26 protein-coding genes are annotated in these 24,883 nt (G+C 61.3%); 17 read left to right on the forward strand and 9 right to left on the reverse strand.

The genetic code is table 11. The features are described 5' to 3' along the window. Nucleotides 1-60 precede the first annotated feature (60 nt). The 8 genes from QIW53_RS09535 to QIW53_RS09570 all read left to right on the forward strand — a co-directional run bounded on the left by QIW53_RS09535 (nucleotide 61) and on the right by QIW53_RS09570 (nucleotide 4,710). Entirely contained in the window at nucleotides 61-390 is a 330-nt protein-coding gene (locus tag QIW53_RS09535; protein ID WP_371049421.1) for a DUF6388 family protein, read from the forward strand. Nucleotides 391-418: 28 nt separating this feature from the next. Next, nucleotides 419-1,123 carry a YoaK family protein gene (locus tag QIW53_RS09540; RefSeq protein WP_371049422.1) on the forward strand — a complete coding sequence of 235 codons (705 nt, stop codon included), beginning with the start codon at nucleotides 419-421 and terminating at the stop codon, nucleotides 1,121-1,123. Between the two features lie 113 nt (nucleotides 1,124-1,236). Further along, complete coding sequence (gene tusD, locus QIW53_RS09545; RefSeq protein WP_371049669.1) at nucleotides 1,237-1,629, forward strand: sulfurtransferase complex subunit TusD; 393 nt, start codon at nucleotides 1,237-1,239, stop codon at nucleotides 1,627-1,629. A gap of 3 nt (nucleotides 1,630-1,632) precedes the next feature. Beyond that, on the forward strand, nucleotides 1,633-1,995 hold the full coding sequence (gene tusC, locus QIW53_RS09550; RefSeq protein WP_371049423.1) for a sulfurtransferase complex subunit TusC: 363 nt from the start codon (nucleotides 1,633-1,635) through the stop codon (nucleotides 1,993-1,995). Then, the gene (gene tusB, locus QIW53_RS09555; protein WP_371049424.1) at nucleotides 1,995-2,288 is read left to right on the forward strand and encodes a sulfurtransferase complex subunit TusB; all 294 of its coding nucleotides are present in this window, start codon (nucleotides 1,995-1,997) and stop codon (nucleotides 2,286-2,288) included. Before tusC ends, tusB begins: the two co-directional genes overlap by 1 nt. Next, nucleotides 2,285-2,620 carry a TusE/DsrC/DsvC family sulfur relay protein gene (locus QIW53_RS09560; protein ID WP_371049425.1) on the forward strand — a complete coding sequence of 112 codons (336 nt, stop codon included), beginning with the start codon at nucleotides 2,285-2,287 and terminating at the stop codon, nucleotides 2,618-2,620. Before tusB ends, QIW53_RS09560 begins: the two co-directional genes overlap by 4 nt. Beyond that, nucleotides 2,617-3,618 carry a glycosyl transferase family protein gene (locus tag QIW53_RS09565; RefSeq protein WP_371049426.1) on the forward strand — a complete coding sequence of 334 codons (1,002 nt, stop codon included), beginning with the start codon at nucleotides 2,617-2,619 and terminating at the stop codon, nucleotides 3,616-3,618. Before QIW53_RS09560 ends, QIW53_RS09565 begins: the two co-directional genes overlap by 4 nt. A 90-nt stretch (nucleotides 3,619-3,708) precedes the next feature. Continuing rightward, a complete protein-coding gene (locus QIW53_RS09570; protein WP_371049427.1) occupies nucleotides 3,709-4,710 on the forward strand; it encodes a glutathione S-transferase family protein in 1,002 nt (333 codons plus the stop codon). A 107-nt stretch (nucleotides 4,711-4,817) separates the two neighbouring features. Here the strand turns inward: QIW53_RS09570 and cysG are convergent, their stop codons facing one another. From cysG to QIW53_RS09600, 6 genes are all read right to left on the reverse strand, one after another. After that, a complete protein-coding gene (cysG, locus tag QIW53_RS09575) occupies nucleotides 4,818-6,212 on the reverse strand; it encodes a siroheme synthase CysG (protein ID WP_371049428.1) in 1,395 nt (464 codons plus the stop codon). Then, nucleotides 6,213-7,493, reverse strand: coding sequence for a serine--tRNA ligase (gene serS, locus QIW53_RS09580; protein ID WP_371049429.1), 1,281 nt, complete (start codon nucleotides 7,491-7,493; stop codon nucleotides 6,213-6,215). A 15-nt stretch (nucleotides 7,494-7,508) separates the two neighbouring features. Next, nucleotides 7,509-7,883 (reverse strand): fluoride efflux transporter CrcB, encoded by a 375-nt coding sequence (gene crcB, locus QIW53_RS09585; protein ID WP_027614675.1) that lies wholly within the window; start codon nucleotides 7,881-7,883, stop codon nucleotides 7,509-7,511. Beyond that, on the reverse strand, nucleotides 7,883-9,205 hold the full coding sequence (locus QIW53_RS09590; RefSeq protein ID WP_201190654.1) for a replication-associated recombination protein A: 1,323 nt from the start codon (nucleotides 9,203-9,205) through the stop codon (nucleotides 7,883-7,885). Before QIW53_RS09590 ends, crcB begins: the two co-directional genes overlap by 1 nt. Nucleotides 9,206-9,367: 162 nt before the next feature. After that, complete coding sequence (gene lolA / locus QIW53_RS09595; protein WP_371049430.1) at nucleotides 9,368-9,991, reverse strand: outer membrane lipoprotein chaperone LolA; 624 nt, start codon at nucleotides 9,989-9,991, stop codon at nucleotides 9,368-9,370. 61 nt (nucleotides 9,992-10,052) lie between these two features. Next, nucleotides 10,053-12,464: a DNA translocase FtsK gene (locus tag QIW53_RS09600; RefSeq protein WP_371049431.1), complete on the reverse strand. Its 2,412-nt coding sequence runs from the start codon at nucleotides 12,462-12,464 to the stop codon at nucleotides 10,053-10,055. A 310-nt stretch (nucleotides 12,465-12,774) separates the two neighbouring features. Between QIW53_RS09600 and QIW53_RS09605 the strand changes: the two genes are divergently transcribed. From QIW53_RS09605 to infA, 4 genes are all read left to right on the forward strand, one after another. Next, nucleotides 12,775-12,981, forward strand: a complete 207-nt coding sequence (locus QIW53_RS09605; RefSeq protein ID WP_371049432.1) for a hypothetical protein — start codon at nucleotides 12,775-12,777, stop codon at nucleotides 12,979-12,981. A 60-nt stretch (nucleotides 12,982-13,041) separates the two neighbouring features. Beyond that, entirely contained in the window at nucleotides 13,042-13,722 is a 681-nt protein-coding gene (gene aat / locus QIW53_RS09610) for a leucyl/phenylalanyl-tRNA--protein transferase (RefSeq protein WP_371049433.1), read from the forward strand. 73 nt (nucleotides 13,723-13,795) lie between these two features. Continuing rightward, nucleotides 13,796-14,503, forward strand: coding sequence for an arginyltransferase (locus QIW53_RS09615; protein ID WP_371049434.1), 708 nt, complete (start codon nucleotides 13,796-13,798; stop codon nucleotides 14,501-14,503). Nucleotides 14,504-14,603: 100 nt separating this feature from the next. Further along, nucleotides 14,604-14,822 (forward strand): translation initiation factor IF-1, encoded by a 219-nt coding sequence (gene infA / locus QIW53_RS09620; RefSeq protein WP_002553999.1) that lies wholly within the window; start codon nucleotides 14,604-14,606, stop codon nucleotides 14,820-14,822. A 237-nt stretch (nucleotides 14,823-15,059) separates the two neighbouring features. Here infA and clpA read toward each other — a convergent pair whose 3' ends face one another. Further along, nucleotides 15,060-17,330 carry an ATP-dependent Clp protease ATP-binding subunit ClpA gene (gene clpA, locus QIW53_RS09625; protein ID WP_371049435.1) on the reverse strand — a complete coding sequence of 757 codons (2,271 nt, stop codon included), beginning with the start codon at nucleotides 17,328-17,330 and terminating at the stop codon, nucleotides 15,060-15,062. A 30-nt stretch (nucleotides 17,331-17,360) separates the two neighbouring features. Then, entirely contained in the window at nucleotides 17,361-17,744 is a 384-nt protein-coding gene (gene clpS / locus QIW53_RS09630; RefSeq protein ID WP_192304177.1) for an ATP-dependent Clp protease adapter ClpS, read from the reverse strand. A gap of 223 nt (nucleotides 17,745-17,967) precedes the next feature. Here clpS and QIW53_RS09635 point away from each other — a divergent pair, with 223 nt between their 5' ends. Then, nucleotides 17,968-18,249, forward strand: coding sequence for a cold shock domain-containing protein (locus tag QIW53_RS09635; RefSeq protein WP_371049436.1), 282 nt, complete (start codon nucleotides 17,968-17,970; stop codon nucleotides 18,247-18,249). A 62-nt stretch (nucleotides 18,250-18,311) separates the two neighbouring features. Here QIW53_RS09635 and icd read toward each other — a convergent pair whose 3' ends face one another. Continuing rightward, nucleotides 18,312-19,568, reverse strand: a complete 1,257-nt coding sequence (gene icd, locus QIW53_RS09640) for an NADP-dependent isocitrate dehydrogenase (RefSeq protein WP_371049437.1) — start codon at nucleotides 19,566-19,568, stop codon at nucleotides 18,312-18,314. A gap of 506 nt (nucleotides 19,569-20,074) precedes the next feature. Here icd and QIW53_RS09645 point away from each other — a divergent pair. From QIW53_RS09645 to hflD, 4 genes are all read left to right on the forward strand, one after another. Then, nucleotides 20,075-22,300 carry an NADP-dependent isocitrate dehydrogenase gene (locus tag QIW53_RS09645; protein ID WP_371049438.1) on the forward strand — a complete coding sequence of 742 codons (2,226 nt, stop codon included), beginning with the start codon at nucleotides 20,075-20,077 and terminating at the stop codon, nucleotides 22,298-22,300. Between the two features lie 214 nt (nucleotides 22,301-22,514). Then, nucleotides 22,515-22,961, forward strand: coding sequence for an NUDIX hydrolase (locus QIW53_RS09650; protein ID WP_371049439.1), 447 nt, complete (start codon nucleotides 22,515-22,517; stop codon nucleotides 22,959-22,961). 59 nt (nucleotides 22,962-23,020) lie between these two features. Then, the gene (gene mnmA / locus QIW53_RS09655) at nucleotides 23,021-24,154 is read left to right on the forward strand and encodes a tRNA 2-thiouridine(34) synthase MnmA (RefSeq protein ID WP_371049440.1); all 1,134 of its coding nucleotides are present in this window, start codon (nucleotides 23,021-23,023) and stop codon (nucleotides 24,152-24,154) included. Next, a complete protein-coding gene (gene hflD, locus QIW53_RS09660; RefSeq protein ID WP_371049441.1) occupies nucleotides 24,151-24,774 on the forward strand; it encodes a high frequency lysogenization protein HflD in 624 nt (207 codons plus the stop codon). Before mnmA ends, hflD begins: the two co-directional genes overlap by 4 nt. Nucleotides 24,775-24,883: the final 109 nt, after the last annotated feature.

Here is a 24,883-nt window from a genome sequence, read left to right on the forward strand (position 1 = left end):
CGGTGTATCGTTCTGCTTTACTGCAAAAGCCCCTTCGCCACCCATTTCCAAGGAGCCTCCATGGCGACATCCGAACAGCAACACGAGCAGGCGCTGAAGCGGTTTCTCGATGAGCGCCCCGAGTTGCGCGTCGAACTGGACAACCTCAACCCGCTGCTGGCACAGGCCAAAGGCGAAACCGCAGCGCAGTATCGCGAGGAACGTTTGCATGAAGCGTTCGAGGCTGAGGCCGAGAGCCTGGGCCTGTTCGCCTGGGAGCTGACCCTGCAACTGACTGCCGCAACCCCCCAGGACTACGAAGCCCAGCGTCTGGAGGTGCACCGCGAGGTGGCCGAGATGGCGGGGATGGACTGGCGGGAGTATTGCGAGTTATATGGCTTGAATCCTTAACCTTCGCCGCCCAAGGAGCCCGTCGACGATGCTGCCTTCGTCCACCACTGCCCACGCCAGCCCGGGGCACCTGCATACACAGAAATGGCGCGGGCGTGTCGGCCTGACCCTGGTGGCCGCGCTCTCGGTGCTCGCCGGCATGACCGATGCCATTGGCTTCATGGCCAGCGGCGACTTCGTTTCCTTCATGAGTGGCAACACCACCCGCCTCGCCGTGGCCATCAGCGACGGCGACCTCGGATTGACCCTGCGCCTGCTGCTGGTGGTGACCACGTTTGTCGTCGGCAATGCGCTGGGCATCGTCATCAGCCGAATCGGCGGACGCCGCGCACTGCCGCTGCTGCTGTGCATCGCCATGCTGCTGTGCGCGGCGGCCAACTGGCCCTATGACGAACAACTGCCGGCGCTGCTGGCGGCGATCATTGCCATGGGCATGCTCAATGCCGCCGTCGAACAAGTGAACGGTTTGCCGGTGGGCCTGACCTACGTCACGGGCGCCCTGTCGCGTTTCGGCCGGGGCCTGGGACGCTGGATCCTGGGTGAACGGCGCAATGGCTGGCGGGTGCAATTGATCCCTTGGGCCGGGATGTTCGCCGGCGCGGTGCTCGGGGCCGTGCTGGAACATCACCTAGGGCTTCAGGCGCTGTTTGTCAGCGGGTTGCTGGCCGGCATCCTGGGAGTTGTGTCGCTGAAGATTCCGCGCCGGTGGCAGTTGGGGTATATGCCTCGCTGAGCCCTGCTGTGACATGACTGGCCCCATCGTCGCGATACGGTCTCGAGTGAACCCCTTAGCCGCCCCACCGATAAAGCTTTATCATGGCCGCAGTTTCGCAGATCGAGTCCACCATGAAGTTCGCCATCGCGCTGTTTTCCGCCGCTCACGCGCCCTCCTCGCGCCGCGCCTTGCTGTTCGCCCAGGCCGCGCTGGCCGGCGGGCATGAGATCGTCCGGCTGTTTTTCTACCAGGACGGGGTCTACAACGCGTCCGGCAGCGTGGTCACGCCACAGGATGAGCAGGATTTGCCCAAACAATGGCGGGGCTTCATCACCGACCATCAGCTCGACGGCGTGGTGTGCATCGCAGCGGCCCTGCGCCGTGGCGTGCTCAACGCAGAGGAAGCCGCACGTTATCAGCGCGAAGCCGCCGCCGTGGGCGCACCCTGGGAGCTGTCCGGCCTCGGCCAGTTGCATGACGCGGTGCAGGACGCTGACCGCCTGATCTGCTTTGGAGGCGCGTGAACGATGGCCAAATCCTTGCTTTTGATCAGTCGCCAGGCGCCATGGTCCGGGCCAGGCGCCCGGGAAGCACTGGACATCGTGCTGGCTGGCGGCGCGTTCGACCTGCCCATCGGCCTGCTGTTTCTCGACGACGGAGTGTTTCAGCTCGCCACGCAACAGAACGCGAAGGCGCTGCAACAGAAAGACCTGAGCGCCAACCTGCAGGCGTTGCCGATGTTCGGCGTCGATGAGCTGTTCGTCTGTGGCGACAGCGCCGCCGAGCGTGGCCTGGACCCGACCGGCCTGTCGCTGGAAGAAGCCCGGGTGTTGAGCGCCCGGGACATCACCGCCCTCATCGACCGTTACGACCAGGTGATCACCCTCTGATGTCGACCTTGCATGTGTTGTCTCATTCCCCGTTCGGCGACGATCGCCTGAACAGTTGCCTGCGTCTGATCGGCGCCAGCGATGCGCTGCTGCTGACCGGTGACGCGGTGTATGCGTTGCAGCCTGGCACCGCCCCCTGCAACGCCCTGACCACCTCCAGCCCGACGCTGTTCGTGCTCATCGAAGACGCCCAGGCCCGTGCCCTGGCCATTCCCGACACCGCGAGGGGCATCGACTACCCGGCCTTCGTCGAACTTTCGCTGCAGTACGACAAGGTCAACAGTTGGCTATGAACGCATTGACGGTCGGCGCGCGCGCCATCGAACTGGACAAGGACGGTTTCCTGGTCGAGCTGGCCGACTGGTCCGCTGAGGTTGCCAGCGCCCTGGCCGCCGCCGAAGACATGGAACTGAGCCCCGAACACTGGGAAATACTCGAACTGTTGCGCGCCTTTTATGCCGAATTCCAGCTTTCGCCGGCCACCCGTCCGCTGATCAAGTACACCGCATTGAAACTCGGCCCGGAAAAGGGCAACAGCCTGCACCTCAACCGACTGTTCAAAGGCACCCCTGCCAAACTCGCCGCGAAACTGGCGGGCCTGCCCAAACCGACGAATTGCCTATGACCGACTACCCCGCGTTGACCCTCGAAACCCCCGCCGAGCACCCGTTCGCCCAGTTCGTGCGCATCCTTGGCAAGGGCAAGCGTGGCGCCCGCGACCTGACCCGGGCCGAAGCCCGGGAAGCCATGGGCATGGTGCTCGACGAGCAGGTCGAGGAGACCCAGCTCGGCGCCTTCCTGATGCTGTTGCGGCACAAGGAAGAAAGCGCCGAGGAAATGGCCGGGTTTACCGAAGCCTTGCGCGAACGCTTGCAGCCACCGGCCTTGCAGGTGGACTTGGACTGGCCCACCTATGCCGGCAAGAAACGTCACCTGCCGTGGTACCTGCTGGCCGCCAAGTGCCTGGCACAAAATGGCCTGCGCATTTTCATGCACGGCGGCGGCGCACACACCGCCGGGCGACTGTACAGCGAGCAACTGCTGGCCGACCTGAAGATCCCCTTGTGCCGCAACTGGCAACAGGTTGGCGACGCCTTGGACCACGGCGGCCTGGCGTTCATGCCACTGGTGGATTGGGCGCCGCCGCTGCAACGCATGATCGACCTGCGCAACACCCTGGGCCTGCGCTCACCCATCCATTCCCTGGCGCGCATCCTCAACCCGCTGGGCGCCCGCTGCGGCCTGCAAAGCATCTTCCATCCCGGTTATCAGGCGGTGCATCGCGATGCCAGCGGCTTGCTCGGCGACACGGCTATCGTGGTCAAGGGCGACGGCGGCGAGATCGAGATCAACCCGGACGCCGATAGCCATCTGTACGGCACCACGGGCGGTGAAAGCTGGGACGAGGAATGGCCGCAACTGTCGGTGCAACGTCACGTCAAACCGGCCGCGCTCGATACCGAGCACCTGAAAGCCGTATGGCGCGGTGACGTGGTCGACAGCTACCCGCAATTGGCGTTGATCGCGACCATGGCCCTGGCGTTGCGCGGCCTCGGCCAGCCCCGCGAGCAAGCGTTCGAGACCGCCCAGGCCTACTGGGATGCGCGGGATAAATCGATTTAATCGATGATAACTGTTTAACCTTTGCGCTTTTTTATCGAACTCATCGGAATAGACTCCTCTCCAATATTTAAAAGTTGAGGAGTCTTCACCATGGGTTTGCTCGTAGAAGGTCAATGGCAGGACAAGTGGTACGAAAGCAGCAAGGACGGCGCCTTCCAGCGTGAACAGGCGCAGCGGCGCCATTGGGTCACGACGGACGGCCAGCCCGGTCCGAGCGGGGTCGGTGGCTTTGCCGCCGAGGCCGGTCGCTACCACCTCTACGTGTCGCTGGCCTGCCCGTGGGCGCACCGCACGCTGATCCTGCGCAAACTCAAGGGCCTGGAAAACCTGATCGACGTCTCGGTGGTCAGTTGGCTGATGCTGGAAAACGGCTGGACCTTCGACCAGCAACTGGGCTCGACCGGCGACAAGCTCGATGGCTTTGACTTCATGCATCAACGCTACACCGCCGACACCGCCGACTACACCGGCCGCGTCACGGTACCGGTGCTGTGGGACAAGCAGCAGAAGCGCATCGTCAGCAATGAATCGGCGGAAATCATCCGCATGTTCAACAGCGCCTTCGACGACCTGACTGGCAATGACCTGGACTTCTACCCCGCACCACTGCGCAGCGAAATCGATGCGCTGAACGAACGGATTTACCCGGCAGTGAACAACGGCGTGTACCGTGCCGGCTTCGCCACGTCACAGCAGGCGTACGAAGCCGCCTTCGATGACGTGTTCGCTGAACTGGATCACCTGGAAGGGTTGCTCGGCGCCAATCGCTATCTGGTCGGCGAATACCTGACCGAAGCCGATATTCGCCTGTTCACCACGCTGATTCGCTTCGACGCCGTGTACCACGGGCACTTCAAGTGCAATCTGCGGCGCATCGCCGATTACCCGAACCTGTCGAATTGGCTGCGTGAACTTTATCAGTGGCCGGGGATTGCCGAGACCGTGGACTTCACCCACATCAAAAATCACTACTACGGCAGCCACAAGACCATCAACCCGACGGGTGTGGTGCCCAAAGGGCCGGAACAGGATTTCACCGTGGCCCATGATCGGGCGCGGTTGAGTGGCAAGGGGGTTTGGCGCAGAGGCTGAGGTTTGTTAGCCGACTTTGAAGGCCCCATCGCGGGCAAGCCCGCTCCTACAGGGTGAACGCTGTTCCTGTGGGAGCGGGCTTGCTCGCGATGGGCGCGACGCGGTCTTCAGACCTGCGCCTGAGCCCCTTCAAACCATGCCAGCTTCTCGCGAAGCTGAACCACTTCCCCGACGATCACCAGCGTCGGCGCATGGACTTCATGTTCCGCCACCAGTTCTGACAGATTCGCCAGGGTGCCGGTAAACACGCGCTGATTGGCCGTGGTGCCCTGCTGAATCAACGCCGCTGGCGTGTCAGCCCCTCGGCCATGCCGGATCAACTGCTCGCAGATGATCGGCAAACCCACCAACCCCATGTAGAACACCAGGGTTTGTGCCGGCGAGACCAGATCGGCCCATGGCAAATCGGTGGAGCCGTCCTTGAGGTGACCGGTGACAAAGCGTACCGACTGCGCGTAATCGCGGTGGGTCAGCGGAATCCCGGCATAGGCGGCACAACCGCTGGCGGCCGTGATGCCCGGCACCACCTGGAACGGGATGCCCTGGGCGGCCAGCTCTTCGATTTCTTCACCGCCACGGCCGAAGATGAACGGGTCACCGCCCTTCAACCGCACCACGCGCTTGCCCTGCCGGGCCAGTTCCACCAGTTGCTGGTTGATCTGATCCTGCGGGACCGCGTGATCGGCGCGACGCTTGCCGACATAGACCCGCTCGGCATCACGGCGGCACAGGTCGAGAATCGTCGGCGCCACCAGACGGTCATAGAGCACCACGTCGGCTTGCTGCATCAGGCGCAACGCACGAAAGGTCAGCAGGTCGGGATCACCCGGCCCGGCGCCGACCAGATACACCTCGCCCGTGGCCACCGGCGCTTCGCCTGCGATTTTCGCTTGCAGCAGGCGCTCGGCTTCGCCCCCCTGCCCGGCCAGTTGGCGGTCGGCAATCGGCCCCTGGAACACGTCTTCCCAAAACGCCCGGCGCTGCTGGACATCGGGAAACAGGCCCTTGACCTGATTGCGGAAACGCGCCGCCAACCCGGCCAGCTGGCCATAAGTGGACGGAATCCAGGTCTCCAGCTTGGCCCGGATCAACCGCGCCAGTACCGGCGCGTCGCCGCCACTGGACACGGCGATGATCAATGGCGAACGGTCGACGATCGCCGGAAAAATCACACTGCACAGCGCAGGCGCATCCACCACGTTGACCGGCACGCAGCGCCGGTGGGCGTCAGCGGACACCTGCGCATTGAGCGGTTCGTCGTCAGTGGCGGCAATGATCAGCGCGCAACCGTCCAGGTCGGATTCAAGGTAGCCGCGCAACAGGCACTCACCTGCGCTGGCGGCCACCAGCTCACTCAGCTGTTGTTCGATTTCGGGTGCAACCACCCGCAGCTGCGCACCGGCATCGGCCAGCAGGCGGGACTTGCGCAAGGCAATCTCCCCCCCACCGACGACCAACACACGACTGCCGCGCAGGTTGTGAAACAGCGGCAGATAGTCCATTTAGCCGATGACCTCAAGGCCACCCATGTACGGCTTCAGCACGTCCGGCACACGGATCGAACCGTCGGCCTGCTGGTAGTTTTCCAGCACGGCCACCAGGGTACGACCAACCGCCAGGCCGGAGCCGTTCAGCGTGTGCACCAGTTCCGGCTTGCCGGTTTCCGGGTTGCGGAAGCGCGCCTGCATACGACGGGCCTGGAAGTCGCCACAGTTGGAGCAGGACGAGATTTCACGGTATTTGTCCTGGCTCGGGATCCACACTTCCAGGTCGTAGGTCTTGACCGCGCTGAAGCCCATGTCGCCGGTGCACAGCGCCAGGGTGCGGTAAGGCAGCTCCAGCAACTGCAACACTTTTTCGGCGTTGGCGGTCAGGCTTTCCAGCGCTTCCATCGATTTCGACGGTTCGACGATCTGCACCATCTCGACCTTGTCGAACTGGTGCTGGCGGATCATGCCGCGCGTGTCGCGACCCGAGGCACCGGCTTCACTGCGGAAGCACGGGGTGTGGGCGACGAACTTGATCGGCAGCAGTTTCGCGTCGACGATTTCACCGGCGACGATGTTGGTCAGCGACACTTCGGCGGTCGGGATCAGGTACAGGTCGGCCTCGCCTTCGCGGCCGATCTTGAACAGGTCTTCCTCGAATTTCGGCAGTTGACCGGTGCCTTGCAGTGCTGGCGCCTGGACCAGATAAGGCGTGTACGCCTCCTCGTAGCCATGCTCGGTGACGTGCAGGTTGATCATGAACTGGGCCAGGGCGCGGTGCAGGCGTGCAATCGGGCCACGCAACAGGGCAAAACGCGCACCGGACAGCTTGGCGGCGGTTTCGAAATCCAGCCAGCCAAACTTCTCGCCCAGCGCCACGTGGTCCTGGATCGGGAAGTCAAACGCGGTCGGCGTGCCCCAGCGGCGAACTTCGACGTTGCCTTCTTCGTCGGCACCGACCGGCACGGATTCGTGCGGCAGGTTGGGAATGCCCAGCAGGATCGAATCCAGTTCGGTCTGGATTTTTTCCAGTGCAATTTTTCCGTTATTCAGTTGGCTGCCCATGTTTTCGACGTTAGCCATCAACGGAGCGATGTCTTCACCACGTTGTTTGGCTTGACCAATGCTTTTCGAAATCGCGTTGCGATCAGCCTGAAGTTTTTCAGTTTCGGTCTGGACTTCCTTGCGCTGTTCTTCCAGCGCTTCGATGCGCGCAACGTCCAGCGTGTAGCCACGGGATGTCAGGCGGTCCGCTACGTTCTGAAGATCGCTACGTAACAGTTTGGAATCGAGCATGTCGGTCTCTCGTTATCAAAGTTTGGTCAAGGACAGGCCGGCCCAGGTGGCGAGCAGCCCGCCGAATACGCTGATGGCAGCATAGCCCAGGGCCAGCGGCACTTGCCCGCTTTCCAGCAGGCGCACCGTATCCAGTGAAAAGGATGAAAAAGTCGTCAGCCCCCCGAGGAAGCCGACCATCAGCCCGGCACGCACCTCGATCGGTACTTCCGGGCGTATCAAAAACAGACCGTATAGAACGCCGATCAGCAAACAGCCGACGATATTAACGGCGAGCGTCGCGGTATAGAAGTGCCGTGGCCAATTCGCGTTGACCCAGTTGCCGGTGGCAAAGCGCAATAGCGTGCCGGCAATCCCGCCGACGGAAACTGCAACGATCAATGGAAGCACTATTTTCTCCGCTGCCTCGGGCTCAGGCGGTCCAGTTGGGCGAGGTGGTTGAGCTTCTCGCCGATCTTCAACTCCAGGCCACGGGGCACCGGCTGGTAGAACGGTTGAGGCGCAAGTTCCTCAGGGAAGTAATCTTCGCCCGCCGCGTAGGCATCGGGCTCATCGTGGGCGTAACGGTATTCGTCGCCATAGCCCAATTGCTTCATCAGCTTGGTGGGCGCATTGCGCAGGTGCAGCGGCACTTCCAGGGAACCGTGCTCGGCGGCACTGCGCATCGCGGCCTTGAAGCCCATGTACACCGCGTTGCTCTTCGGTGCGCAGGCCAGATACGTAATGGCCTGGGCCACCGCCAGCTCGCCTTCGGGGCTGCCCAGACGCTCCTGCACGTCCCACGCCGCCAGACACAGGCTCAGCGCGCGGGGATCGGCGTTGCCGATGTCTTCACTGGCCATGCGCACCACGCGCCGGGCCAGGTACAGCGGATCGCAACCGCCGTCGATCATCCGCGCAAACCAGTACAGGGCGCCGTCGGGATTGGAGCCGCGGACCGACTTGTGCAGTGCGGAAATCTGGTCGTAGAACGCCTCGCCGCCCTTGTCGAAGCGCCGGCGGGTATCGCCGAGCAGGCTCTGCAACAGGTCGACACCGATTTCGCTGTGGTCTTCCGCCAGGTCCGAGGCATTTTCCAGCAGGTTGAGCAGACGCCGGCCATCGCCGTCGGCGGCGGACAACAGCATCTGGAAGCCTTCATCGCTGAGGGTCAGGTCGCGCTTGCCCAGCCCGCGCTCTTCGGTCAACGCACGCTGCACCAGTTTGCGCAGCGCCGCCTCGTCGAGACTCTTGAGCACATAGACTCGCGCCCGTGACAGCAAGGCGTTATTGAGTTCGAACGAGGGGTTTTCGGTGGTGGCACCGATGAAAATCAGCGTGCCATCCTCAACGTAGGGGAGAAATGCGTCCTGCTGGGATTTGTTGAAGCGGTGCACTTCATCGACGAACAGGATGGTGCGCTTGCCGTACTGCCCGGCCTGCTGCTTGGCGATTTCCACCGCCTGGCGAATCTCCTTGACCCCGGCCAGGACCGCCGACACCGTTTCGAAGTGCGCATCGGAGACTTCGGCGAGCAAACGGGCCAGGGTGGTCTTGCCCACGCCAGGCGGCCCCCAGAAAATCATCGAGTGCAGCGCGCCCTGCTCCAGCGCCTCGCGCAATGGCTTGCCACGAGCGAGCACGTGTTCCTGGCCGACGTACTCGTCCAGATTGGTCGCACGCAAGCGCGCGGCCAGGGGCTGAGCTATCGGGGCGCTGCGAAACAGGTCCATCACTACCTCTGAAACCTTATTGGAGTCCTGATGCCGACAGGTGTAACACCGTTCCCCCCTGTGGGAGCGGGCTTGCTCGCGAAGACGTCGGCACATTCAACAGGGATGCAACCTGACACACCGCGCTCGCGAGCAAACCCGTTTCCACAGGGATTTGGCGGTTTACTCCTGAATCACGTCCGCACCTTTCGGCACATCGAACCTGAACCGCGAGGCCGGGATCGGCTCGTTGGCCTTCACGCCAGTGAACAGGATATTGGTGCGCTGGCCGACGCTGTCGATCAGTTGCATGTCATTAACCAGGCCATTGCGGAACGACAGGCGCAGGCTGTCGAACAGGGTGTCCTTGGTTTTCGGCTTCAAGGTGAAGTCGATTACGCCGCCGGCTTCCTTGGCACTGATGTCGAAACTCTGGCTGATCTTGGACACATCGCCCGACAGCAGCAACGCCGGGGTCTGGCTCAGACGCAGGTCGAGCGTCTTGATGGTGGCCTGTTCCAGGTCCGGGTCCCACAGCGTCACCTTCTTGCCGTCGGACACCACCACTTGCTCGGCCGGTGCATCGGTATGCCAGTAGAACAGGCCCGGGCGCTGCACCGACATCTCACCGGCGGTTTCCTGCAACTGGGTGCCGCTGCCATCGAGGGTCAGCTGGGAGAAACGTGCGGTCAGGGTCTGGGATTTTTCCAGCAATTGGGTCAGGCGTGCCACGTCCTTGTCGTCGGCGTGGGCCGAGAGCGTGGTCAAGGCCAGTACCGGCAGCAACAGCATGCGGATCAGACGCATGGGAGTCCTCATTACAGTGTGGGAGAGCGGGTGGCCCGGGAGCCGCCCTTTCAGTATCCGGTCAGTCGCGTACCGGGCCAGGGGCCAGGACTTCACGCGAACCGTTGGTGTTCATGGCCGTCACGACCCCGGCCATTTCCATGGCCTCGATCATGCGCGCGGCGCGGTTGTAGCCGATTTTCAACTTGCGCTGAACGGCGGAGATGGAAGCCCGGCGGCTTTCCAACACGAATTGCACCGCCTCGTCATAGAGCGCGTCGGCTTCAGGGTCGTCGCCGTCGCCACCGCCGCTGCTGCCTTCAAAACCGCTGCCGGCCTCCTCGACACCGTTGAGGATGTCGTCGTTATACTCCGGCGCGCCGCGCAGTTTCCAGGCTTCGACCACCCGGTGCACCTCGTCGTCGGACACGAACGCGCCGTGGACACGGATTGGCAGGCTGGTCCCGGGCGGCATGTAGAGCATGTCGCCATGACCCAGCAGTTGTTCGGCACCCCCCTGGTCGATGATGGTTCGCGAGTCGATCTTGCTCGACACCTGGAACGCCATACGGGTCGGAATGTTGGCCTTGATCAGGCCGGTGATCACGTCCACCGACGGACGCTGGGTCGCGAGAATCAGGTGGATACCGGCCGCTCGCGCCTTCTGGGCGATACGGGCGATCAGCTCTTCGACTTTCTTGCCGACGATCATCATCATGTCGGCGAATTCGTCGACCACCACCACAATGGTCGGCAATTTCTGCAACAGCGGCGCTTCGTCGTGGATGCTTTCACGCTTGTACAGCGGATCGCTCAACGGCTCGCCGGCATCGATCGCTTCCTTGACCTTGGCGTTGAAGCCGGACAGGTTGCGCACGCCCATCTTCGCCATCAGCTTGTAGCGCCGTTCCATCTCCGCCACGCTCCAGCGCAGAGCGTTGGCCGCGTCCTTCATGTCGGTCACGACCGGGCACAGCAGGTGCGGAATGCCTTCGTAGATCGACAGCTCGAGCATTTTCGGGTCGATCATGATCAGCTTGGCGTCGTCCGGGCCGGACTTGAACAGGATCGACAGGATCATCGCGTTCACGCCCACCGACTTACCGGAACCGGTCGTACCCGCTACCAGCAGGTGCGGCATCTTCGCCAGGTCGGTAATGACCGGCTTGCCTCCGATATCGTGGCCCAGGGCCAGGGTGACCGGGGATTTGAAATTGTCGTATTCCGGGGTCGACAGCACTTCGGAGAAGCGCACGATCTGCCGGTCTTCGTTGGGAATCTCGATACCGACGGTGGTCTTGCCTGGAATCACTTCCACCACGCGCACGCTGGTCACGGCCAGGGAACGCGCGAGGTCTTTCGCCAGGTTGGCGATACGGCTCACCTTGACCCCGGCGGCGGGCTGGATCTCGTAACGGGTGATCACCGGGCCGGGATGGATCGAGTCCACCGCGACTTCGACGCCGAATTCCTTGAGTTTGATCTCCAGCAGGTGGCCGACGGCCGCCAGGGATTCAGGCGAGTAATTGAGCTGTTTCTTTTCGGCCGGATCGAGGATCGAGATCGGCGGCAAGGTGCCTTCCACAGCGCTGTCGACGAACAGCGGCACCTGCTTTTCCTTTTCCACGCGCTTGCTCGGCGCGGCGGGTTTCATCGGCGCCGGGGCGATGACCGGCGGCACCTGCTTCTCGCGCTCCGACATGTGCTTGCTCAGGGCTTGCTCGCGCTCGATCAGGCGTTCCTTGACCTTGGCCTGTTCGCGCTTGTCGGTCACGGTGGGGGCCACCACGTCATGCACGCGATCGTCGACTTCACGCAACTGCGCAACCAGCTGCTTGCGCTCCACGCGGGACGCCCACCAGCGATTGGCCGCGCCCTGGACCAGCTCGAACAGGTCGAGGGTGATCTTGCCGGTGACGTCCATCACCTTGAACCACGACAGGTCGGTGAACACGGTCAGGCCAAACAAGAACAGGGCGATGAACAGCAAGGTGCTGCCCTGGATGTTCAACGCGTTGCGGGCCAGGTCGCCCAGGCTCTCGCCCAGCGCGCCGCCCGCACCCGCCGGCAAGCCGGTCGGGGTATGGAAATGGATATGCGCCAGTGCCGCACCCGACAGCACCAGAAACACCAGGCCGATCAGGCGCCAGGAGAACAGCCAGCCGCTCCACTGCCACGGCTCGTGGCGCTGGCGGAAAATCTGATACGCCTTGATCGCCAGCAGCAGCGGGAAGATGTAGGCGAAATAACCCAGCACCATGAACAGAATGTCGGCGCTGTAGGAGCCGGCCGGGCCGCCAAAGTTCTGCACGTCGTCGATCTTGCTGTTGTGACTCCAGCCCGGATCGTCCTTGCCGTAGGTCAGCAAGGCCATCATCAGGAACAGGCACAATGCGCCAATGGCGATCAATGCACCTTCCTTGAGTCGGTAGTGCAAGTGCTGGCGCCAGAGCGGAACGACGGCGGGTTTGGGTGCTGCGGTGGATTTCTTCAAAACGCTTCTTTTCCTGCGCCAGTGGCGCGTCCATCTGTTGAATGACGATAAGCACTGCCCAATCCAGGCAGGTAAAAAAGTTGACGTGCGTAACCTGACTACTCTCAACACTGCACTTTTAACATTGCACCGGGGCTTTTATAAACACGGCGTGCAACGCTAATTTTGTTACAAACACTGTGCAATCGGCATTGTACGGGTTTGTCCGGACGATGCCATGCTTGCGGCTTCAACATGCAGCATAGCCAACCGTACCGTTCATGCGATTCAATTTGAGCACGCATTCTCTTGTGTGACAAAGGCTTATGAGGTGTTTTTACAAGCCAGTCCAAGTATCGCCAATGACTCGATCGCGGTTTCCGCCCTGCCGTCCAGCGCTCGTTTGCACACACCACCGACCGTCTACGACCACAGTCCGCGCCCCAAGTTGCAGCAACGCAGGCCCGACGAGGTGCGCAGCGGTTGCATGCGCGCCCTGGACGCTGAAGAATACCCCGGCGACATGCCCACCCGTTGACGCCACACGCCACGGCGGGTGCATCGTCCACCGCCCTCCCCTTCTGCAAGCCCGGACGCCATGCTGACTTGGTTACAACGCAACTCCCTGATATTCCCGCCGCTGGAAAAAGCCATGCGCGAACCCAACGGGCTCCTGGCGGCAGGCGGCGACTTGTCCGCCGATCGCCTGGTCCAGGCCTATCGCCATGGCTGCTTTCCGTGGTTCTCCGAAGGACAGCCGATCCTTTGGTGGTCGCCAGACCCTCGCACCGTGCTGTTTCCCGACGAACTGCATGTCTCGCGCAGCCTGAACAAGCTGCTGCGTCAGCAACGCTACCAGGTGACCTTCGATCAGGATTTTGCCGCCGTCATCCGTGCGTGCGCGGCGCCACGGGAGTACGCTGATGGCACCTGGATCACCGAAGCCATGCAGAACGCCTACCTCGAGCTGCACCGGCGCGGCCACGCCCACTCGGTCGAGGTCTGGGACGAAGGCGTGTTGATCGGCGGCCTCTATGGCCTTGCGATGGGCCAACTGTTTTTCGGCGAATCCATGTTCAGCCGTGCCGACAATGCCTCCAAATTCGGTTTTGCCAGGCTGGTCGAACACCTGAAAAGTTCGGGCTTCGTGCTCATCGACTGTCAAATGCCCACCGATCACCTGCACAGCCTCGGCGCCCGTGCCATTCCTCGCCGCGAGTTCGCCCGCTACCTGGCGCAGCATCTAGACCAGCCCAACAGCGCTTCCTGGGTTTGCTGAGCGACTTTGGCGCGCGTGGCTTACACTTAATCCAAAGCGCTTACACTTATTCAAAGCTTATCGAGGGTTGATCATGACCGAGTTGGCGCGTTTGAAGTTTTATGCCACTCAACCCCACTCTTGCAGTTATCTGCCCGATGAGCAGGCCACGACGCTGTTCCTCGACCCCAGCCAGCCCATGGACGTGCACGTCTACGCAGATCTGTCGGAAATGGGTTTTCGTCGCAGCGGCGATCACCTGTATCGGCCTCATTGCCAGAATTGCAATGCGTGTGTCCCGGCTCGCATTCCGGTCGCGCAGTTTTCGCCCAACCGCCAGCAAAAACGTATTTTCAAGCGCAACGCCGACCTGCAGGTGCGCCCTGCCAAACCCAGGTTCAGTGAAGAATACTTCGAGCTCTATCAGCGCTACATCGAACAGCGGCACGCCGATGGCGACATGTACCCGCCCAGTCGTGACCAGTTCTCGACCTTCCTCGTGCGCGACCTGCCGTTTTCGCGCTTTTACGAATTTCGCCTCGATGGCCAGCTTCTCGCCGTCGCCGTGACCGATTTGCTGCCCAACGGTCTGTCAGCGGTCTACACCTTCTACGAACCCGCTGAAGAGCGGCGAAGCCTGGGGCGCTACGCGATACTCTGGCAAATCGCCGAGAGCCAACGGTTGCAGCTGGAAGCGGTTTACCTGGGCTACTGGATCAAGAACTGCAAAAAGATGAGCTACAAGACCCAATATCGCCCCATCGAACTGCTGATTAATCAGCGTTGGGTCATCCTGAACTAGAACCCCTTGGCGTAAACCCCATTTTTCGGGCACAATGCACGCCGCTTTTGCCTGGCGCAGTTGCACCGGGCCATTCATTGGACACCGAGGGCTTTACTGCATGTCGAAAGAAGACAGCTTCGAAATGGAAGGCACTGTCGTCGACACCCTGCCCAACACCATGTTTCGCGTGGAGTTGGAAAATGGGCACGTCGTAACCGCGCACATCTCCGGCAAGATGCGCAAGAACTACATTCGTATTCTTACCGGCGACAAAGTGCGCGTCGAGCTGACTCCCTATGACTTGAGCAAAGGGCGTATCACTTACCGCGCTCGCTAATCAAGTCAATACAGGACGCCCGGCATTGCCGGGCGTTTTTGTTTGCCCGGGATTTGATAGACCAACACCGGCCGAATGTGGGAGCGGGCTTGCTCGCGAATACGGAGGACCAGCTTGCATCCGAGGTGAATGTGCCGCCGTATTCGCGAGCAAGCCCGCCCCCACAGTAGACTTGCGTGCATCAGGCAGACAGCAAAAAGGCGCCTTTCGGCGCCTTTTGTTGTGTTGCGGCAAACGTCAGGCCATTTCGGCAGTGGTTTCGAAGTCGAAGGTCAGCTCGCCGTCCTTGATGTCGATGTGCACCACACCGCCATGGTCGGCCAGTTCGCCAAACAGGATCTCTTCCGCCAGCGGACGCTTGATCTTGTCCTGGATCAAACGCGCCATTGGCCGAGCGCCCATGGCCGTGTCGTAGCCGCCCGCTGCCAGCCAGCTGCGCGCCGCATCGGTCACTTCCAGTTGCACCCGCTTGTCTTCCAGCTGCGCCTGAAGCTCGGTAAGGAACTTGTCCACCACACTCTTGATGACCTCATGGCTGAGGCGACCAAACTGGATAATGGTGTCCAGACGGTTGCGGAACTCCGGCGTAAAGCTCTTCTTGATCACCTCCATCGCATCGGACGAGTGGTCCTGATGGGTGAAACCGATCGAAGCTCGCGCGGCCGTCTCGGCACCGGCGTTGGTGGTCATGATGACGATCACGTTGCGGAAATCCGCCTTGCGCCCGTTGTTATCGGTCAGCGTACCGTGGTCCATGACCTGCAACAGCAGGTTGAAGACTTCCGGATGCGCCTTTTCGATCTCATCGAGCAACAGCACGCAATGCGGCTGCTTGGTGATGGCTTCGGTCAGCAGACCGCCCTGGTCGAACCCGACATAGCCCGGAGGCGCACCGATCAGACGCGATACGGTGTGGCGCTCCATGTATTCGGACATGTCGAAACGCACCAGCTCGATACCCATCGCCTTGGCCAACTGACGCGCCGCCTCGGTCTTGCCGACGCCGGTCGGCCCTGCGAACAGGAAGGAACCGACAGGCTTGTCAGGCGACTTGAGGCCCGCACGGGACAACTTGATGGCCGTCGACAACGAATCGATCGCCGCATCCTGGCCAAACACCGTCAGCTTCAGGTCGCGCTCCAGGTTACGCAGCAGCTCCTTGTCGGAACTGGTGACGTGTTTCGGCGGAATCCGCGCGATTTTCGCGACGATGTCCTCGACCTGAGGCACTTCGATGCGTTTGACGCGCTGGTCGGCCGGCTGCAGCCGCTGGTAGGCGCCCGCTTCGTCGATGACGTCGATCGCCTTGTCCGGCATGTGCCGGTCATTGATGTAGCGCGAGGCGAGTTCGGCGGCGGCGCGCAAGGCTTCATCACTGTATTCGATGTTGTGATGCTGCTCGAAGCGCCCTTTGAGGCCGCGAAGGATACCGATGGTGTCCTCAACCGAAGGCTCCGAGACATCGACCTTCTGGAAGCGCCGTGCCAGTGCACGGTCCTTCTCGAAGATCCCGCGGAATTCCTGGAATGTGGTCGAGCCGATGCACCGGATATCACCGGACGACAGCAGCGGCTTGAGCAGGTTCGAGGCATCCATCACGCCACCGGACGCTGCGCCCGCACCAATGATGGTGTGGATTTCGTCGATGAACAGGATCGCCTGCGGACGTTTTTTCAGCTCGCCGAGCAACGCCTTGAAGCGCTTCTCGAAATCCCCGCGGTATTTGGTCCCGGCCAGCAAGGCCCCCAGGTCAAGGGAGTAGACCACGCTGTTGGCCAGCAGGTCCGGCACCTGGTTGTCGACGATACGCTTGGCCAGGCCTTCGGCGATCGCGGTTTTACCCACGCCCGCCTCACCCACCAGCAGCGGGTTGTTCTTGCGACGGCGCGCCAGGATCTGCGCAACGCGCTCGACTTCGAGCTCGCGCCCCACCAGCGGATCGATTCGACCCTGGCGTGCGAGTTCGTTGAGGTTGCTGGCATATGCATCCAGAGGATTGCCTGAAGAAGAAGACTCACCGCCCTCGTCGTCCTGCATATCTTGCTCACCTTCAGAGTGATCGCCATGCCCCGGCACCTTGGAAATGCCATGGGCGATGTAGTTGACGACATCGATACGGGCAACGCTCTGCTGTTTCAGCAGGAACACTGCCTGACTTTCCTGTTCACTGAAGATCGCGACCAGCACGTTGGCGCCGGTCACTTCACGCTTGCCCGAGCTCTGCACATGGAAGACAGCACGTTGCAGTACACGCTGGAAGCCCAGGGTTGGCTGGGTTTCGCGGTCCTCGTCATGAACGGGGATCAATGGCGTGGTGGAGTCGATGAACTCCTGCAGGTCATGCTTGAGTTTGTCGAGGTTTGCGCCGCAGGCACGCAAAACGGTGGCGGCAGCCTCATTATCCAATAGGGCCAGCAGGAGATGTTCGACGGTCATGAATTCATGACGCTTCGAACGGGCCTCCTTGAAGGCTAGATTGAGGGTGACTTCGAGCTCGCGGTTTAACATAGCTTCACCTCATACCCAAGTGGTCGGCGATTAACCGTCCTTCTCGATTTCACAGAGTAGCGGATGCTGGCTTTCCCTGGCGTACTGGTTGACCTGCATGGCCTTGGTCTCGGCAATGTCGCGGGTAAACACTCCACATACTGCCCGTCCTTCTGTATGGACGGCCAGCATGACCTTGGTCGCCAGCTCGCGATTCAGGTTAAAAAACACCTCGAGCACTTCGACGACGAAATCCATCGGTGTGTAGTCATCGTTGAACAAAACCACCTTGTACATCGGCGGCGCCTGTAAAGCAGGCTTGGCCTCCTGAACAGCAATGCCTGCGGAATCGTCGTCGTGTTCCTCCGGGCGATCATTCTGGAGAGTCGGGCGATCCTGATTGAATGTTAGTCGAATCTGGCTGATTGCATGCATGGAAAGAAAGGTTCGTCAGTTGTGCAAATACAGTAGTGGGGGCGCTTTTCATTGATTTCAACACCGGCTGCCGAGTCACCTTGACTATCGGCAAAACGGTGTTACAACCAATAGAGCCCACAGTGGGTAAAAAAGGTCCGCCGAGTCAATAATATTTAAGGATTCAGGTGCGGATCACTGGATGATACTCCAGTGATGGAGTGCGTTGCAGAGGGATATGAGTATGGCAGTCGGCAAGGTGAAGTGGTTCAACAACGCAAAGGGATTCGGCTTCATCAACACCGACTCCCCGGAGGGTCGCGACGAGAAAGGCAAGTCCATCGACTTTTTTGTCCATTACTCGCACATCAACATGGACGGGTACAAGACACTCAAGGCCGGGCAATCGGTCAGCTTCGAGATCGTCCAGGGCCCCAAGGGACTGCATGCGATCGACATCAAGGCTGCGCCGGGTGAGAACCAGCCGGCTGTCGCCGAGCCTCAGGTCAGCACCGTATCGAGTTGACACCGCCGGTCATCCCAGCATTGAAAAAACCGCCCTGAGGCGGTTTTTTCATGCCTGGGCATTTACATGTGCTTGATCAGTGCATCCCCGAAGCCGGAAGACGAAACCAGCGTGGCGCCGTCCATCAGGCGCTCGAAGTCATAGGTCACGGTCTTGGCCTTGATCGCACCATTGGTGCCCTTGATGATCAGGTCCGCCGCCTCGGTCCAGCCCAGGTGACGCAACATCATCTCGGCCGAGAGGATCACCGACCCCGGGTTGACCTGGTCCTTGCCGGCATACTTCGGCGCGGTGCCATGGGTCGCCTCGAACATGGCCACGGTGTCGGACAGGTTGGCGCCTGGCGCAATACCGATACCGCCCACTTCCGCCGCCAGGGCGTCGGACAGGTAGTCGCCGTTGAGGTTGAGGGTGGCGATGACATCGTATTCGGCCGGGCGCAGCAGGATCTGCTGGAGCATGGCGTCGGCAATGGCATCCTTGACGATGACTTCGCGACCGGTTTTCGGGTTCTTGAACTTCATCCATGGGCCGCCATCGAGCAGCTCGGCGCCGAACTCGTTCTTCGCCACCTCATAGCCCCAGTCCTTGAAGGCACCTTCGGTGAACTTCATGATGTTGCCCTTGTGCACGATGGTCAGCGACTTGCGGTCGTTGTCCACCACGTACTGCAAGGCCTTGCGCACCAGGCGTTCGGTGCCCTCCTTGGACACCGGCTTGATGCCGATACCGCAGTCCTGGTCGAAACGGATCTTGGTGACGCCCATTTCCTCCTTGAGGAACTTGATCACCTTGGTCGCCTCAGGCGAGCCGGCCTTCCACTCGATACCGGCATAGATGTCTTCGGAGTTCTCGCGGAAAATCACCATGTCGACGTCGCCAGGCTTTTTCACCGGGCTCGGTACGCCATCGAACCACACCACCGGCCGCAGGCACACATACAGGTCAAGCTGCTGGCGCAAGGCAACGTTGAGGGAACGGATACCACCGCCCACCGGAGTGGTCAGCGGGCCCTTGATGGAGACGACGTAGTCTTTCACGGCGTCCAGGGTTTCCTGGGGCAGCCAGGTGTCCTGGTCGTAGACCTGGGTAGCTTTCTCGCCGGCGTAGACTTCCATCCAGGAAATCTTGCGCTTGCCCCCATAGGCCTTTTCCACGGCAGCATCAACCACTTTGATCATTACGGGGCTGACATCGACACCAATACCGTCGCCTTCGATGAACGGAATGATGGGATTGTCAGGAACATTGAGAGAATGGTCTGCGTTGACGGTGATTTTGGCACCGACGGCTGGAACCTGAATCTTCTTGTAACCCATGCTGAACTCCATTGTTTGGATTGAACATCTGGCTTGGTTCGAGCGTAACCCAGTTGCACCAGCACGCAAACCCCAGCATCCATCCATCTGCCGCAAAGCCGCGCCCCGCCTGCCTTACAAGCCTGAAAACCAAGGGAAAAGCGCCAAACTCAAGCATTCCCGATGACTCTACGCGCCAGGGGCGCCTGCGACCTTTAGACCAATGGACGACAATCGTCGCGTATGAACCATCGGCAGATTGCCAGCTACCTATGTATAATGCCGCCCGCTGACCACAGAGTCACGACGGCCGACCTCTCCTGCCACTGTCAAGTAGCCGAGACTTCGGGCCTGAAAAGCAGGGCCGTTATCGCGGTCCACACGCTTGCCGCTCGACTGATGCACCCAACATCACCGCGCATGAATCTCGACATTCGGCTCATGGATGACTTTGAACGAACGCGCTTACCCGGCGCCCCTCGAGTTTCTGCGCACGCTTTAGCATAGAAGAGAGAGTTAATCCGAATATGCCCACCCGCTCGAAGATCATCTATACCTTCACCGACGAAGCTCCAGCCCTCGCCACCTATTCACTGTTGCCTATCGTAGAGGCGTTCACCGCCTCGGCTGATATCGCCGTGGAAACTCGCGATATCTCTCTTGCAGGGCGCATCCTGGCCAGCTTCCCCGAGCAACTGGGTGACAAAGCCGTAGCCGACCACCTCGCCGAACTGGGCGCCCTGGCCGTTACGCCTGAAGCCAACATCATCAAGCTGCCTAATATCAGCGCTTCGGTTCCGCAGCTGCAAGCTGCGATCAAGGAACTGCAGGCCCAGGGCTACGCACTGCCGGACTACCCGGAAACCGTGACCAACGATGCCGAAAAAGAAGCCAAGGCCCGTTACGACAAGGTCAAGGGCAGCGCCGTGAACCCGGTTCTGCGCGAAGGCAACTCCGATCGCCGCGCGCCGCTGTCGGTCAAGAACTATGCGCGCAAGCACCCGCACAAAATGGGCGCCTGGGCCAAGGACTCCAAGTCCCACGTTGCGCACATGAGCACCGGCGATTTCTACGGCAGCGAAAAAGCCGCCCTGATCGACGCCGCTGGCGCGGTTAAAATCGAACTGATCGCTCAAGACGGCACCGCCACCGTCCTGAAGGAAAAGACCACCGTGCAAGCCGGTGAGATCCTCGATTGCGCCGTCATGAGCAAGAACGCCCTGCGCAGCTTCATCGCCGCCGAAATCGAAAGCGCCAAGCAACAGGGCGTGCTGCTGTCGGTTCACCTCAAAGCCACCATGATGAAGGTTTCCGACCCGATCATGTTCGGCCAGATCGTTGCCGAGTTCTACAAGGACGCCCTGGCCAAGCACGCTGACGTGCTGGCGCAGATCGGCTTCAACCTGAACAACGGCATCGGCGACCTGTACGCTCGCATCAAGGCCCTGCCTGCCGAGCAGCAAGCGGCGATCGAAGCTGACATCCAGGCGGTCTACGCCGCTCGTCCGTCGCTGGCCATGGTCAACTCCGACAAGGGCATCACCAACCTGCACGTGCCGAGCGACGTCATCGTCGACGCCTCGATGCCGGCGATGATCCGTGACTCCGGCAAGATGTGGGGCACCGACGGCCAGCTGCACGACACCAAGGCCGTGATCCCGGACCGTTGCTACGCCACCATCTACCAGGCTGTGATCGAAGACTGCAAGCTCAACGGCGCCTTCGACCCAACCACCATGGGCAGCGTGCCAAACGTTGGCCTGATGGCGAAAAAAGCCGAGGAGTACGGCTCGCACGACAAGACCTTCGAGATCAAGAGCAACGGCGTTGTTCGCGTCACGGACAGCAATGGCACCCTGCTGCTGGAGCAACCGGTTGAAGCCGGCGACATCTTCCGCATGTGCCAGACCAAGGACGCGCCGATCCAGGACTGGGTCAAGCTGGCCGTCAACCGTGCCCGCGCCAGCAGCACCCCGGCCATCTTCTGGCTGGACCCGATGCGCGCCCACGACGGCGTGGTGATCGAGAAAGTTCAGGCCTACCTGAAGGATCACGACACCGCCGGCCTGGACATCCAGATCATGGCGCCAGTCGAAGCCATGAAGTACACCCTGCAGCGCACCCGCGACGGCAAGGACACCATCTCGGTGACCGGCAACGTGCTGCGCGACTACCTGACCGACCTGTTCCCGATCATGGAACTGGGCACCAGCGCCAAGATGCTGTCGATCGTGCCGCTGATGAACGGTGGCGGCCTGTTCGAAACCGGCGCCGGCGGTTCGGCTCCCAAGCACGTGCAACAGCTGCTGGAAGAGAACTTCCTGCGCTGGGATTCCCTGGGCGAGTTCCTGGCCCTGGCCGCATCCCTCGAGCACCTGGGCGTGAACTACAACAACCCCAAGGCGCTGGTTCTGGCCAAGACCCTGGACCAGGCCACCGGCCAGTTCCTGGACAACAACAAGTCGCCATCGCGTAAAGTCGGCAACATCGACAACCGCGGCAGCCACTTCTACCTGGCGCTGTACTGGGCTCAGGCCCTGGCCGCCCAGACCGAAGACGCTGCACTGCAAGCGCAGTTCGCGACCCTGGCCAAGACCCTGACCGAGAACGAAGCAACCATCGTTGCCGAGCTCAATGCCGTTCAGGGCAAGCCAGTGGACATCGGCGGTTACTACCACGCCAATGCCGAACTGATCAGCCAGGCCATGCGCCCGAGCGCCACGCTCAACGCGGCGATCGCTGCACTGGTGTAAGGTTGTAAAGCTGAAAGCGAACCCCGGCCTTGTGCCGGGGTTTGTGTTTTAGTCCCGGGGCACATTTTTCCGATAGACACTGGACCCTGTGGGAGCGGGCTTGCTCACGAATGCTGTGTATCAGTCAATAGAAGTATCGAATGATGAGCCGCAATCGCGAGCACGCCCGCTCCCACAGGGTTAAGCGTTACCACATTCAGATTCGAGGACACCCATGGACTGGCAACCCCACATCACCGTCGCCACCATCGTCGAGGACAATGGCCGCTTTCTGATGGTCGAAGAGTCCAAGGGCGGTCGTAACGTGCTCAACCAGCCCGCCGGCCACCTTGACCCGAACGAGACCCTGACCGAAGCCGCAGTACGCGAAACCCTGGAAGAAACCGGCTGGGACGTCGAGCCGACCGGCGTGGTGGGCATTTATCTGTACACCGCCCCGAGCAATGGCGTGACCTACCAGCGCGTCTGCTTTATCGCCAAGGCACTGAAACACCACCCCGATTATCAACTGGACACCGGCATTGTCTGCGCCAAGTGGCTGACACGAGAGCAATTGCTGGAACAACGCGCCAACTGGCGCAGCGAGCTGATCATGCGCTGCATCGATGATTATCTGGCAGGCATTCGCTTCGACCTCGAACTGATCCGCCCTTCTCTTTAGCCTTGTGGGCCGCAGCCTGCTAGAATCGCGTCCTTTTTCAAGACACTCATTGAATCCCTATGCGTGATCCAGCCCCTTCTGACACACAAAAGAAGCGCGTCATTGTCGGCATGTCCGGCGGCGTGGACTCTTCCGTTTCCGCCCTCCTGCTGATCGAGCAGGGTTATGAGGTGGAAGGCCTGTTCATGAAGAACTGGGAAGAAGACGATGGAACGGAATACTGCACCGCCATGGATGACCTGGCGGACGCCCAGGCTGTGTGCGACAAGATTGGCATCAAGCTGCACACTGCCAACTTCGCCGCCGAGTACTGGGACAACGTGTTTGAGCACTTCCTGGCCGAATACAAGGCCGGCCGCACACCGAACCCGGACATCCTGTGCAACCGCGAGATCAAGTTCAAGGCGTTCCTCGACTACGCCCTGATGCTCGGCGCCGACCTGATCGCCACTGGCCACTACGTACGCCGCCGCGACATCGACGGACGCACCGAGCTGCTCAAGGGCCTGGACCCGAACAAGGACCAGAGCTACTTCCTGCACGCTGTCGGCGGCGAACAGATCGCCAAGACCCTGTTCCCGGTCGGCGAGCTGGAAAAACCGCAAGTGCGTGCCATCGCCGAAAAATACGAGCTGGCCACTGCCAAGAAAAAGGATTCCACCGGGATCTGCTTTATCGGCGAACGCCGCTTCAGCGACTTCCTCAAGCAGTACCTGCCCGCCCAACCGGGTGAGATCAAGACCACCGAAGGCGAGGTCATCGGCCGCCATCACGGCCTGATGTACCACACCATCGGCCAACGCCAGGGCCTGGGCATCGGCGGCTTGAAAGACGCCGGTGACGAGCCCTGGTACGTGCTGATCAAGGACCTGGAGCACAACGAGCTGATCGTGGGCCAGGGCAATGACCATCCTTACCTGTTTTCCCGCGCCCTGCTCGCCTCCGAGATCTATTGGGTCAACCCGATCAACCTCAGCCAGCCGCGCCAACTGACCGCCAAAGTCCGTTATCGCCAGGGCGACCAGGCGTGCACGCTGGAAAAGACGGCCAGCGGCTACCGCGCAACGTTCGATGATCCGCAGCGCGCGGTGACCCCGGGCCAATCGGTGGTGTTCTACGACGGTGAAATCTGCCTCGGCGGCGGCGTCATCGAAGTGTCCGAGCCATGGACCAGCAAGAGCAATGCGTCATGAGCCCGACGCAGGAGCAATTGACAGCGCTGGGCGGCGTGTTTCTCGCCGCCGTGCTGGTGGACAGGATTGCCAAGACCGGCCAGACCAGCGAGGCCGGCCTGACCTGCATGCTCGGCAGCCTGTTGATCCGCGACCCCAAGGACACGCTGGAGGTCTACGGCGGCGACGACCTGAACCTGCGCGAAGGTTATCGAGCGCTGATTGGCGCCCTGGAACGCGACCCAAGCTCGCTGCAGCGCGAACCCCTGCGTTACGCCCTGGCGATGCTGGGCCTGGAGCGGCAACTGGCCAAGCGCGAGGACATGCTCGAAATCATCGGCAAGCGCCTGCCGCAGATCCAGTCCCAGGTCGAACACTTCGGCCCGGCGCACGAGAACGTGATCGCCGCGTGTGGCGCCCTGTATCAGGACACCCTGAGCACGCTGCGTCAGCGGATTCAGGTGCACGGCGACATGCGCAACCTGCAGCAGCCGAGCAATGCCTCGAAGATCCGCGCCCTGTTGTTGGCGGGCATTCGATCGGCACGCCTGTGGCGGCAACTGGGTGGGCATCGCTGGCAGCTGGTGATCAGCCGTCGCAAGCTGCTCAAGGAACTCTACCCGCTGATGCAGAGCAGCTGAGCCACACCCGCGAGACCCTGTTTGATGTGAAACGCGTAAGACGCTGGTCAGTTGGCAACGGACCGACGGATTTTTTCATGTATGATACGCGCCCCATTTCGTTGCCCGA

Source organism: Pseudomonas fluorescens, assembly GCF_041354075.1.
Classification (GTDB): Bacteria; Pseudomonadota; Gammaproteobacteria; order Pseudomonadales; family Pseudomonadaceae; genus Aquipseudomonas; species Aquipseudomonas fluorescens_CE.

Excerpts from the sequence above, each read along its gene's own strand:
- tusC (WP_371049423.1), top strand. The coding sequence starts at position 1,633 with ATGGCCAAATCCTTGCTTTTGATCAGTCGCCAGGCGCCATGGTCCGGG.
- mnmA (WP_371049440.1), top strand. The coding sequence starts at position 23,021 with ATGCGTGATCCAGCCCCTTCTGACACACAAAAGAAGCGCGTCATTGTC.
- clpA (WP_371049435.1), bottom strand. The coding sequence starts at position 17,330 with ATGTTAAACCGCGAGCTCGAAGTCACCCTCAATCTAGCCTTCAAGGAG.
- QIW53_RS09615 (WP_371049434.1), top strand. The coding sequence starts at position 13,796 with ATGACCGAGTTGGCGCGTTTGAAGTTTTATGCCACTCAACCCCACTCT.
- QIW53_RS09565 (WP_371049426.1), top strand. The coding sequence starts at position 2,617 with ATGACCGACTACCCCGCGTTGACCCTCGAAACCCCCGCCGAGCACCCG.
- cysG (WP_371049428.1), bottom strand. The coding sequence starts at position 6,212 with ATGGACTATCTGCCGCTGTTTCACAACCTGCGCGGCAGTCGTGTGTTG.
- lolA (WP_371049430.1), bottom strand. The coding sequence starts at position 9,991 with ATGCGTCTGATCCGCATGCTGTTGCTGCCGGTACTGGCCTTGACCACG.
- QIW53_RS09570 (WP_371049427.1), top strand. The coding sequence starts at position 3,709 with ATGGGTTTGCTCGTAGAAGGTCAATGGCAGGACAAGTGGTACGAAAGC.
- QIW53_RS09560 (WP_371049425.1), top strand. The coding sequence starts at position 2,285 with ATGAACGCATTGACGGTCGGCGCGCGCGCCATCGAACTGGACAAGGAC.
- tusD (WP_371049669.1), top strand. The coding sequence starts at position 1,237 with ATGAAGTTCGCCATCGCGCTGTTTTCCGCCGCTCACGCGCCCTCCTCG.
- icd (WP_371049437.1), bottom strand. The coding sequence starts at position 19,568 with ATGGGTTACAAGAAGATTCAGGTTCCAGCCGTCGGTGCCAAAATCACC.
- serS (WP_371049429.1), bottom strand. The coding sequence starts at position 7,493 with ATGCTCGATTCCAAACTGTTACGTAGCGATCTTCAGAACGTAGCGGAC.
- infA (WP_002553999.1), top strand. The coding sequence starts at position 14,604 with ATGTCGAAAGAAGACAGCTTCGAAATGGAAGGCACTGTCGTCGACACC.
- aat (WP_371049433.1), top strand. The coding sequence starts at position 13,042 with ATGCTGACTTGGTTACAACGCAACTCCCTGATATTCCCGCCGCTGGAA.
- QIW53_RS09635 (WP_371049436.1), top strand. The coding sequence starts at position 17,968 with ATGGCAGTCGGCAAGGTGAAGTGGTTCAACAACGCAAAGGGATTCGGC.
- QIW53_RS09540 (WP_371049422.1), top strand. The coding sequence starts at position 419 with ATGCTGCCTTCGTCCACCACTGCCCACGCCAGCCCGGGGCACCTGCAT.
- tusB (WP_371049424.1), top strand. The coding sequence starts at position 1,995 with ATGTCGACCTTGCATGTGTTGTCTCATTCCCCGTTCGGCGACGATCGC.
- QIW53_RS09590 (WP_201190654.1), bottom strand. The coding sequence starts at position 9,205 with ATGGACCTGTTTCGCAGCGCCCCGATAGCTCAGCCCCTGGCCGCGCGC.
- QIW53_RS09645 (WP_371049438.1), top strand. The coding sequence starts at position 20,075 with ATGCCCACCCGCTCGAAGATCATCTATACCTTCACCGACGAAGCTCCA.
- clpS (WP_192304177.1), bottom strand. The coding sequence starts at position 17,744 with ATGCATGCAATCAGCCAGATTCGACTAACATTCAATCAGGATCGCCCG.
- QIW53_RS09650 (WP_371049439.1), top strand. The coding sequence starts at position 22,515 with ATGGACTGGCAACCCCACATCACCGTCGCCACCATCGTCGAGGACAAT.
- hflD (WP_371049441.1), top strand. The coding sequence starts at position 24,151 with ATGAGCCCGACGCAGGAGCAATTGACAGCGCTGGGCGGCGTGTTTCTC.
- QIW53_RS09535 (WP_371049421.1), top strand. The coding sequence starts at position 61 with ATGGCGACATCCGAACAGCAACACGAGCAGGCGCTGAAGCGGTTTCTC.